This window comes from Geobacillus sp. B4113_201601, from assembly GCF_001587475.1.
Taxonomy (GTDB): Bacteria; Bacillota; Bacilli; order Bacillales; family Anoxybacillaceae; genus Geobacillus; species Geobacillus icigianus.
In genome coordinates, this window is record NZ_LQYX01000078.1 from 70,399 (window position 1) to 80,569 (window position 10,171).

A 10,171-nucleotide genomic window follows, 5' to 3' on the forward strand; every position below is an offset into this window, starting at 1 on the left:
GCCACATGCTGTACAGCTTGTTCCGCTTTCTTTTCTGCATGCTGAAATACTTCCTTGGCCTTATGGCCGATATGCCCCGCGTCTTTCGCTACTTCTTTGGCTGCGCGTTCAACTCTCTTTTCAACCTGATGCACCGCTCGATGCACGGCCTTCTCGGCTTTTTTCACATGGTGCGTTGCATGTTTGACCACTTGTTCTGCTTTCTTTTCCGCGTGATGAAACGCTTCTCTCGCTTCGCGGCTGATGTGCACGACATCTTTCTTTACTTCTTTGGCCGCGTGCTCAACTCTCTTTTCAACTTGATGCACCGCTCGATGCATGGTCTTCTCGGCTTTTTTCAAGTCGCTGGCCACGTGTTTGGCTGTATTTTCTATTTTTTTCTCTACATAGTGGCTCGCCTTGCTGAACATGTTGCCGATGGATTTCAAAAAGGACATATTCATTCCACCTGCCTCTTATATCAAAAATGAATTGTCTCACTATGATGTATCGGCAGGTTTTATACAATTATTTAGTATTTTTGCTAAATTTCTTCGTACTTTGCCCCATCCCCATCAAGTTGAGAATTTTGGTCTTTGTGCATCGTCAAAAGCATGGTATCCTTTCTAACGAACACTCTACGTTTAGAAAAGGTTTCTTTCATGGAAAAACAAATGCAAGCATGGATTCCAACCATTCGCCAGCTCTTTTCTCCCAAAGGAATAACCCGTCTCGTACGGAAAACAAGATTGATCCGGCGACAGCGTTCGTTAACGGCGGAAGCCTGTCTGACTCTCTGTGCATGGGGGATGGTTTGCTGTCCAAACAGGTGCCTAAGCGGTTGTGTGCGGCCTTGACGCTCTGGCATGGCTGTTCCCTTTCAAGCGAGGGCTTGAATCAACGTTTTACCGATCGGGCTGTGGCGTTTTTGCGAGAAGTGTTTTTCCTTCTTCTCCTGCATCAACGTCCGTTGCTTTGGTCCACGATCCAAGCCTATCACACGAGTCTCGTCTTAAAATTTTTCTACCGGTAGCCTTGACGGGTATGGGGAACACTCCTTCTTCCACCGCCGCCATTTGCCGGTGTCTGGCCAAGCCACCCCGACATGCAGCTGGCCAGACGCTCAACTACAAACTAAATCCTTCTACGTGCTTCAACAATCTCCCGCAATTCTTCAATCGATAAATTCCCTCTATGCAACATGGCATGGCAATTCGGGCAGACCGGACGCAAATCGTCAAACGGGTTCACCGTATATTGCTCACCAATCTCGCTCAGCGGAATGAGATGATGAACTTCGATAAATCCTTTCCCGATTTCTCCATAAACTTGCTCAAAGTCAAATTGACAGACGGAACAACGGTAGCCGTGTTTTTGCAAACAAAGCCTCCGCGCCCTTACATTTCGTTCATACCGATTCACAGCAACCAGCTTTTTCCCGCCTTCGCGCAGCGAGACATCCTCCAACTCGCTCGGCAATAACGTATCGCTTTGATGATCCATGTCCGTTTGTTCGTATCGACGCACCGCCTCGCGTAATTCAGGGCGCAATTGCCAAATATACTTATCGCGATGCTCTTCTCCTAAAAAAGGAATATGCCAATACCGTATTTTCCCGTCCTCACGAATGGGAAACTGAACATCAGGGTATTTTCGAATAATGCGTTTTCCCAATCTTCCTACTTGAGCATTGAAAGGGGAATGGCTCACTTTGTTTAAAAAACGCGCCAGCTCTTTCCCCGATGCGCGACAATCCGGAAAATAATACAATGTTCGGATCAGCTCCACATCTTCTTCATGGAATACACTTCGATCGTTTAACATGTCCAACCATTGATCAGTGGATATGGCCAGCGGCTCAGCATAAATTTTCATTGTCATCCCCCAATGTGCATACATATGATCAACCATTTACCTCCAAAACTAATATTATTATGGGGGTAACATAAATTTAAAACACAGCCCTCGTCGCAAGCTGCACACGCCATTTCAAGGATGTGACTGATACGACGCACCTCCATCTCGCTACAGTAGGCAAGATCCGTTACCGTCTGCATCGCTACAAAGAGCCGTATTGCCTAGATAACGCGATGATGGCGCTGACTTCAACATCTACGAGCGAAAAACTCCTTCTCTTTCCTTAGTTTGTCAAGGATTCATTCGACAATGGATACAAAAAATCCTCCCGATTTTCGTCGGAAGGGTGGAAATGGTAGTGAAGAGAAAAAAGAGCTCACCCCCTCCTTGTTGAGTGAACTCTTATATAAAATGGTTTATTTCGATTTCAGCACTTCTTTTAACAACTCAATGGCATGTTGATCGGTTGGATCGTTTGTACCAAGTTCGCCACGAAAGGCTTTGTTGAGAATAGCTTGCTTTAATAAATCAAGTTTTTGTTCGACTTCTAAAACTATTTCTTTTTCAGTCTCTAATTTACTTAATAAATTGTCTACCTTCTCAGCAATGCGTTTTTGTTCGTGGACAGGTGGTAATGGAACACTAAGCTCCCCTATAATTTGGGCGTTCGCTCCCGGCTGCGCAATTCCTTTTTTTACAACAGTTATTTGTTTCCAATACATTGGAGTTTTTAGATAATTCCATAGATATGGTGAATTCAAATCATCATTCGTAGTTAATCTAATCAAATAAGAAGCAAAAACTGAACAAGAAGGTACATCATCTATCAAAAAACTTTTGCCAGTTGTTGCCCCTGTTCTTGCAATAACGATATCTCCTTTATTCAGTTTATATTTTTCTAACAAATCTTCATCGATCTTACAATAAGGGACTGTTCCCCAGTCTACACTATCATTTTGTATATCCGTTATACGTAGATATTTCGGACCTTCCTCTAAAGTCGATGATGATGCCGTGTATCCATATTGTAATCTTTTTAAGCAGGATTTTAACTTTACCCATCCCCAATTCTCCGGCACTTCATATGGTTGTTCTTCCTTCGGGATAAGGTCTTTTTGTTTTATAGTATCGGAAGCTTCAAGCATACTCTGCTCATTAGGATCATTTGTACCTAATTGTCCCTTAAACGCCTTATCCAAAATCGCCGCCCGTCGAAGTTCAAACGACTCCTTCACTTCCTCAATCAACCGCTTCGCTTCATCAATTTTCGCAAAAAGACGCTCGACTTTCTCAGCAATGCGTTTTTGTTCGTGTAAAGGAGCTAAAGGCACCTCTATTTCCTTTAGCCTACTCGCTTTTATCCCAGAAACAGTAGTTCCAGTAGCGTTACTTTTAATTAGAGCTTGCATTTGTGGACTCATTAAACAATATTTAAAGAAAGTCTTTTCAAGTGGCTGATAAGGGGAGATTGTGATAATCCTTTGAGCGAGCGCAATTTTCTCATTAATATCCAATTGAGCCACATTCCCTAAAGGTGCTTCGGTTGTAAATAATATATCACCCACATTTGGAATCCCTCTAGTCATCCATGAATCATAATCTTTTTCACTAATAAATTCTTTAGGTTCGTCTTGGATATAACCCATTCTAACATTTTTAGCAGTGATTAGTCTTATACCTGATTCAGTTTTTTTAGGTGTCTTACCTCGATAGTCAATAAACCTACTAATACTACCTAGTCTAACCCACACCCAATTCCCCGGCACTTCATACGGCTGTTCGTCTTCCGGTACTAACGCTTCTTCTAGCAGTTCTTCCAGCGATTTTTGTTTCGTTTTGCTCATTATTTAAGCACCTCAGATGTTTCTGCTACTTTCAGCACTTCGTTCGTTGCTTGGTAGCTATTAGGTTGTTCGACCGCTTTTAGCTCGGCGATGACTTCGTTTAGCAGCGAAATCGCCAATTCTAATTTTTCCACCGCTTCTTCGGCGGAGTCGATCGGGTCTGGCAAGTTTTCGTAGACGGATAGGGATTCATCAGCAATTAAGCCAATATCTAAGCTGTCGTCTTTTTTCGCAATGTCTTCCCTTGTAAACACATTCCAGCGCTCGTCTTTGACTTGACGGCGGTCTTCTGCTGTGTAGGCCTTGATAAATCCTGCAAAATGTTCTTTCGTCAACGGATTCCGCTTGCCGAAAGACGGCATGTTCGTCCGTAAATCGTACACCCATACTTCTTTCGTGTTGCCGACGTCGGTTTTTCCGCGGGTGAAGAATAAAACGTTCGTTTTCACCCCTTGGGCGTAGAAAATCCCGGTCGGCAAGCGTAAAATCGTATGCAAGTTGCATTTGTCCATTAAGTCGCGACGAATGTCGGCGCCGACTCCGCCTTCGAACAAGACGTTGTCAGGGACAACGACAGCGGCTCGTGCTTTTCCATTCGGTTTCAAAGCTCGGTAAATGTGTTGCAAGAAGTTCAGCTGCTTGTTTGATGTTGTAAAGGTAAAGTCTGTTCGTGTTGCCCGTTCGCCGCCTTTTTTCGTCCCAAACGGCGGATTCGTTAAGATCACGTCATAATTTTTCAAACGCTCACCAAGTGATGAGAGGGTATCGCCTAACAAGATTTCACCATGGACATCATGAAGCAGCGCGTTCATGACCGCTAAGCGATGCGTATCTCTGACCAGCTCTACTCCGGAGAAGGCCTTGTATTTTTGAAATTCAATTTCTTCTTGGGATAAGTCAAAATAATCATCCGTCTGCTCACGCACATGACGATCGGCCGCGATCATAAAGCCGAAGGTTCCCGCGGCAGGGTCATGGCAGCGCTCGCCGGGCTGTGGATTTACGAGCTCGACAATGACATCAATAAGGACGCGAGGCGTAAAATATTGCCCCGCTCCTGATTTGACTTCACTCGCGTTCTTTTCTAACAGTCCTTCGTACAAATCGCCTAAACCTTCTTGCTTCGCGTTATACCAATCTAAGTTATTGATGGATTGAACAATTTTTTCTAGATTCTTTGGTTCTCTAATGTTCGATGTCGCGTCCGTATAAATTTGTTTTAATAATTCATTTTCCTCTTTTCCTAAATCAAGCAACAACTGTTGGTAATGCTCTTTTAGTTCAATCCCGTCTCTTGCCACTAACGAATCCCAGCGATAGTTTTCGGGAATGATATATTCTTGACCGGTTTCTTTCATCATTTTTAAAAATAACAGATAAGTTAGCTCTGTAACGTATTGATGATAGGTAATTCCATCATCACGTAGAACATTACATAAGTTCCAAAGCTTTTGTACGATTTCTCTGTTGTTCATCTACGCTTGCTCCTTCTTCGAATAGTTGTATAAGTTGTGATTAATTTCGCGAACAATGTGAGCCAATTGTCCGTCGAAAATTTTATTTAATTGTTGGAAGCCTCCGTGGCTTTTAAACGGCTCATAGTCAAACGCTTTTTCCGGATCGGGATGAAGAACGGATTCTTGCAGCAATTGCTTTTCAATGCGTTCGAGCCATTTCTTTTGCACCGGCGGCCATGCTTTCATTTGGTAAATCTTTTTCATGGCGTTTTTAATCCGTTCTTCATGGCTAATGAGCGGATCGCCTAGTGCTTGTTGGCGAATGAAGGCGATGATGTCCGCCGTGATGTCTTCGTTTTTCGCCTCCCGCCACGCCGCTTGCAGTTTTTTCTCGGAAAAGCCTTTTTGGTCCAGTTCAAGCAGCAGCTTTTTCAGTTCTTCCCTCGTTAGCTCGGTCGGCCGCTGGCAAACGATCATTAAAGCCGGAATTTTGTTCATATTGTTGCGAATAAATTCGCCGAACGACTGCAAGTAGTCGTCTGGCTTTTCCGCGTTTCCGTAGCCGCGTTTGACCGCGATCAGTTGATCCTCATGTCTGGAAATATATTGCTTATTTTCCCGGTAGCGATTTTCATCCATATAGCGGAACATCGACTTGTACTCTTTTAATTGTACAGGTAATTCCTCCGGCGGCAAGGCTTTTACCCAATCGATAAACTCATCGACCGTTTTGCCGCCGGACAGCACTTGAAAGTCTTGGTGCTGCCGATCGGACCATTTCCACTTTTTCCGCTGGATCTTGGCGATAAGTTGTTCTTTTTGATAGTGAAGATGTTCTGTTTTTTCTAGTCCCTCTAGTTCTTCGACTAACTGGGTCAGCGAAATATTCGGGCGCGTTACGACCGGTTTCATGCTCGTATACGGCTTTAAAGATTCATAAATCCCAACCGCGTCAAAAATTTTAAAATGGTCTTTTCGGATTTCTTCACATCTTCTCGTCGCGCGTCCTAACATTTGTTCATACAGAATGCGCGAGCGGACACGCCGCAAGAAGACGAGATTCGTAATCGCCGGCACGTCCACCCCCGTCGTCAGCAAATCAACGGTAACGACAATGGTTGGATATTTTTCATTTTTAAAGCGGCGGATCGCCCCGGAAGGATCTTTAATTGAACCGGTAATTTTCATCACCGCGTTGTCTTCGACTTCGCCGTATAGAGTTTCGAACTCTTCTTTTAAAAGGCGAACGACTAAATCAGCGTGATCATCCGTAGCGGCAAAAATTAACGTTTTTCCTTCGTCATCCGGAGAAATATAGTTCGTCAATTCGCGAATGATGACACGATTAAAGCTTTCGGTAATGACTTTGGTGTTAAACTGCGACACGTCAATGTTGACTTCGTCTTCTAAATACTCTTGCGAAATCGTTCCTGTCACCGTGTCATACACATCGACCGTTTCCCCTTTCGCCCACGTAATCCCTTCTTTTTTCAACACCGTTTCAAATTGATACGGGGGTTCATGGTCGACTAAATAGCCATCCACTACCGCTTCTCGGTAAGAATACGTGAAGACCGGCGGCCCAAAAATTTCTGTCGTATGAAGCGCCGGCGTCGCCGTCAATCCGATGCGGACGGCATCAAAATAATCGAGCACTTTGCGGTATTTGCTGACGTAGTCTTGATGATCGCGAAATTGCAGTTCGACCTCATCCATTTCTTTATCTAGCGTATAACCGCGGTGGGCTTCGTCCACAATGATGCAATCATACTGATCCACCGGCGGGATGTCTTCCGAGCGGTCGTTATAAAAAATTCGTTTTAACATCCCTTGTACGGTCGCGATATGCACTTTCGTTTCGTTGTCTGGTTTTTGATCGTATAACGATTGTAAACTATAAATTTCGGTGAACGTATGGAAACTTTCCATCTTGCTTTCTTTAAACGCGCTTTCTGCTTGTTCCGCTAGCGCTTTTCGGTCGACAAGGAATAAGATACGGTTAAAGCGTTTCGCTTTAAGCAATCGGTAAATAAGGCCAATCGCCATTCTCGTCTTCCCTGTTCCGGTTGCCATGGCGATTAAAATGCTGCGTCTTTTCTCTTCGAGTGCTTTTTCAACCGCTTGAATGGCTTTCACTTGGTAAGGTCTTAATTTCAAATAATCAAACTTTTCATCACGCAAAAATTGTTCTGAACGCTCAATGTCCTGTTCCAATAGCTTTTTCAGCCCACTAGGGGTATACCATCCTTGAAGCGGACGCGGATGATTGGTCGATTTACGAGCGTCTAAAAACCAAATGCCTGATTTTTGTTCGAGTTGTTTTAAATACGGCCGCCCATTCGTGGCAAAGAGAAACGGAACAAAATAGTCTCCCCACGGCTCATGGATCACTTCGTTGCCATGTCGAACGACTAATTGGGCATATTCTTTTGCTTGTTCAATGTCCGCTGGAATATCTTTGCTGGCGCGTTTCGCCTCGATGATGCCCACCAGCTCAAGACCAATAAATAGCGCATAATCGGCGTAACCGCGTTTTAAAGGCCATTCGGCGATGGCCATGTTTCGCCCTTTTTCCGGGCGAACGCCTTTGGAGAACCGCAACTTTTCAGAGTCCGCCTCCCACCCGGCCTCTCGTAATTGTTGGTCAATAAGAAGACGGGTTTCCGCCTCCGTCAATTCGAAGTTCGCGATGGCACGTTGAGAGAATTCACGTCGTTTTTGCTTCTCTTCACTGCTAATATATAGCTGTTCTTTCCGTATCTTTTCAAGCTCCGTTTCCAATCGAGCGAGCTTTTCTTCGTATGATTGAACGATCTGATCGAACTCATCTGTTGTGATAGAGGTTTGCGGTGTCGGTTCGATATACTCCGGAGCTTGGAATGACCAATCGCCATACACTTCCATAAACCAAACGGCGATGCGGAACGCCATATGCAATAAAGCCTTTGCTTCGTTTACTTCTCCATAACTCGGATTATGTACCGCTTCATTTCCTTTCAGCCGAATGACCGTCAATAAGTCATAGATTTCTTTCGGGATAATTTGCTCGTACAACAGAACTCTTAGGCGTTCTTGCTGATCCGTTCCCCGCTCTTCCCGAATTTCTTCTAAAGCTAAAATATATTTTGTAATCGTTTCCGCAAATTTCCTCAGCTCACTCATCGCCACGTTTGGATTTTGATATACGTTTCGTTCCGCTGTTTCCCCCACGCGAGCGAGAACTTCCCATTTTTCTTCTAAAAAACGGAAATTGTGCGCCATCTTCATTTTTCCTCCATACGCGTTGGTCGTTTCCCGAATCACTCTAATCGCTGACAAATATTCAGAAGACTATGCAGTTCCATTTTACCATAAAACTTTACAGCATTTCACATTTCATCATACATTCAGTTTCATTAGGAATAAATTTAGACAAAATAGCAAACAACGGCTTTTCCTGTTCAACAAGGATTCCCCGATTTCGACAGTGACTAGGCAAACAAAATGCCTCTCATCCCTTGATACTAAAGGAACGAGGGGCATTGGGGCATACGTTGGGCGTGTATCTAAGAAACTGGTGATTTAATCTTGGATACGGCTTGGCAATGTCATTTCTCAACTAGAAAAACCTTGTTGCATCGGTCCTGCTTTTCACGCGTTCTCCCATTGATGAAGGGAATCAGCGGTTTTTCACCAGCCTTCTATGCGTGAGGATGGATGCCTAGGATCTTCGGAGAAGGCTCCAGCCCTAGGGCCGCAAAGAGTTGCACTTGTTTGGCCGTCAGTTTGGTTCGCTGATCAAGGCCGCTGTTTTTTGAAGAAAAATGTCCAATTTCATTTGCCTAAAATGGCCTAAAAACTGTCGAACTCGGATTCTTGGCACTTAAATTTCTTGAAAAATGATTCGTTTTTTAAATAAAAAACGTCCTGCCTTTGCCGCAGAACGTGTTAATTCAATTTGCTGTTCATAGACTCAAACATCTCTTTTATTTCTATAACCTTTTTTGGCGGTAAATGTAATTTCTCAGATATCTCCTCAACAGTCTTTCCTTCAAGTAATAACTTCACAACAGCTAATGCGTTTTCTGTATTTTTTTTATAACTTTGCTCTAGCCCTGAAATCATCAAGGACACCTCCTTTTGATTCGAATTTTCAATGAGGCTTATTATTTCTTCAGACTGTTCTTCTGGGAACCTGTTGATTAGTATATGTTTTACCCAATTTTTAAATACCAAGAAATCTTCCCGTGGGATATATTGGAGGACTCGTGAAATGGTGTTTAATCTTTCAAAGATCTCTTCTTCATTCTTGACGGTACGATCAAGATAAAATATAGACGATATCAAGTTCTCGTTATTTATTAATTCATCTTTTTCCATTCGATTGACGTCCAATAAGATATATTTGAAATCTAATACTTGTTCACCAAAGAGTTCACCTTGATGAAAGTAGTCTTTAAATGCTAATGGAGCAGTCCATTTATTTTGACCATTATACAATACAATTGGAACAATGACAGGAAGCTTAAATTTTTTGCTCTTGAACTCCCTTTGATCTGTATTTTTTATTATATCCCTCCATAGCTCATACATATACTGCAATAAACGGAAAGGCATTGAATAATCAACAGATGATTGAAGCTCCAATAAAATGTAAAAATATACATCTTGTTCTTCCGTTTTCATTTCATAAATAATATCTGCTTCCTTCTCAATGAAGTCGTGTAAAATAAAGGACTTTTCAATCTTTTGGAGATGTTGTTCGTCCAGCTTTTTTATCCATTCTTTTTTAATAAACGTGTTTAATAATTGAAAAAATACCTTTTTGTTACTAAATAGGTATTTATATCCGATATCATGTTCATTGTTCAATGATCCTGTCATTAAGACACACCTCTCTATTTAAGACTATTTTAACATAACACGATATTAGACACTAGATTTTTAGGAATCGGGAGTCAGTCAAGACTTTGTGGAGAGTAACTATTCAGCCGTTACATAGAAAAAGTTTACGAACTCTGGTTGATTCTCGCTCCCCTTGTCTATACTAGTACC

6 protein-coding genes are annotated in these 10,171 nt (G+C 42.8%); all 6 read right to left on the reverse strand.

Going from position 1 to position 10,171, the window contains the following annotated elements:
- Window positions 1-443, reverse strand: a 443-nt coding sequence (locus tag B4113_RS19875) for a hypothetical protein (RefSeq protein ID WP_160331373.1), incomplete at its 3' end; no start/stop codon positions are given.
- Window positions 444-1,113: 670 nt separating this feature from the next.
- A complete protein-coding gene (locus B4113_RS10895; protein ID WP_033022785.1) occupies window positions 1,114-1,854 on the reverse strand; it encodes an HNH endonuclease in 741 nt (246 codons plus the stop codon).
- A 398-nt stretch (window positions 1,855-2,252) separates the two neighbouring features.
- Window positions 2,253-3,680 carry a restriction endonuclease subunit S gene (locus tag B4113_RS10900; RefSeq protein WP_033022787.1) on the reverse strand — a complete coding sequence of 476 codons (1,428 nt, stop codon included), beginning with the start codon at window positions 3,678-3,680 and terminating at the stop codon, window positions 2,253-2,255.
- On the reverse strand, window positions 3,680-5,155 hold the full coding sequence (locus B4113_RS10905; RefSeq protein WP_033022789.1) for an N-6 DNA methylase: 1,476 nt from the start codon (window positions 5,153-5,155) through the stop codon (window positions 3,680-3,682). Before B4113_RS10905 ends, B4113_RS10900 begins: the two co-directional genes overlap by 1 nt.
- Window positions 5,156-8,398 (reverse strand): type I restriction-modification system endonuclease, encoded by a 3,243-nt coding sequence (gene hsdR, locus B4113_RS10910; protein ID WP_033022791.1) that lies wholly within the window; start codon window positions 8,396-8,398, stop codon window positions 5,156-5,158.
- A 666-nt stretch (window positions 8,399-9,064) separates the two neighbouring features.
- Complete coding sequence (locus tag B4113_RS10915) at window positions 9,065-10,000, reverse strand: Rpn family recombination-promoting nuclease/putative transposase (protein ID WP_061912491.1); 936 nt, start codon at window positions 9,998-10,000, stop codon at window positions 9,065-9,067.
- Window positions 10,001-10,171 lie beyond the last annotated feature (171 nt).